Source organism: Borborobacter xinjiangensis (assembly GCF_047739745.1).
Taxonomy (GTDB): Bacteria; Pseudomonadota; Alphaproteobacteria; order Rhizobiales; family Rhizobiaceae; genus Pseudaminobacter.
Genome location: NZ_JBLLVA010000081.1, coordinates 1 through 1,281, shown reverse-complemented (window position 1 = coordinate 1,281; position 1,281 = coordinate 1). Strand labels below are relative to the sequence as shown.

Genomic DNA, 1,281 nt, shown 5'->3' with positions numbered 1-1,281 from the left:
TGGCCTGCCCCATTAGGGAGGTCCACCGGATAAGTTAGAGTTCCGGCGGTTATGGTCGCCGAGATTGGCTGACCGGGGCGGAGCGTAGATCATTGTAGCGGCGCGGGGCAAGATGCTTTCCGGAGCTGGCGGGAGATAGCCGAGCGAGCTGTGCGGCCTGACAGTGTTGTAGTGCCGACGCCAGTTCTCGATCACGATCTGTGCCTCCTTCAGCGTGTAGAAGATTTCACCGTTGAGCAGTTCATCGCGCAGCTTGCCATTGAAGCTCTCGCAGTATCCGTTTTCCCAGGGCGAGCCGGGTTCGATGTAGAGTGTCTTCACACCGATGCGGCCAAGCCATTCGCGAACGGCCGTGGCGGTAAATTCGCTGCCATTGTCGGACCGGATATGCTCTGGCGGACCATGCCTGGTGAACAGTTGGGCTAGTATCGCCAGGACATCGTCGCTTTTGATCTGGCGCTGAACATGGATGGCCAGGCACTCGCGGCTGAACTCATCAATGACAGTCAGCATCCGGAAGGCCTTGCCGTCATGAGTGCGATCGGCAACGAAGTCGTAGCTCCAGACGTGGCCGCGGTGGGTCGGCCGAAGCCGGGTGCACGACCCGTCGTTAAGCCACAAACGGCCGCGCTTCGGCTGTCTATGCGGCACTTTCAGCCCTTCGCGACGCCAGATCCGCTCGACCCGCTTGGCATTCACCGTCCATCCTTCCTGTCGAAGCAGAGCGGTGATGCGGCGGTATCCATAGCGACCGTAGATCGAGGCCAGTCTGACAATATCCGCCGTCAGGCGCTTCTCGTCGGAGCGGGGCCGCAAACACCGGCGCTGGGTCGAACGGTGCTGGCCAACCACCCGGCATGCACGGCGCTCGGTAACACCGAACACCGCACGCGCATGGGCAACGCCAGCACGACGTCGCGAAGGGCTTAGTACTTTCCCTCGACAACCTCCTTCAGGATCAGAGCATCCAGCGTCAGGTTGGAGACCGCCTTCCTGAGCCGGGCGTTCTCCTTCTCCAGAGCTTTCAGTCGTGCTGCCTGGGTCACCTTCAGGCCACCATACTCTCGACGCCAGCGATAGTAGCTCTGTTCCGATATCCCAAGACCCCGGCAGATCGAACCGGTCTTCTCGCCTTGCGAAAGCCGGACCTCCGCTTCTCGCAACATCCCGATGATCTGCTCGGCAGTATAGTTCTTCCGTGCCATTCCGTGCTCCTTTCAAAGCTCAAAATAGCCGAAACTCTAACTCTCAAAATGGACCCGTTCTCAGGGGGAAGGCCAG

At 60.1% G+C, this 1,281-nt stretch carries 1 protein-coding gene; it reads right to left on the bottom strand.

Annotation, left to right across the window (positions count from 1 at the left end; translation table 11 throughout):
- Positions 1–12 precede the first annotated feature (12 nt).
- A protein-coding gene (locus tag ACLKMW_RS26410; RefSeq protein ID WP_244561609.1) for an IS3 family transposase occupies positions 13–1,205 on the bottom strand; the annotation gives its coding sequence in 2 pieces (ribosomal slippage) (positions 13–947 and positions 947–1,205; 1,194 coding nt in all).
- Between the last annotated feature and the right edge of the window lie 76 nt (positions 1,206–1,281).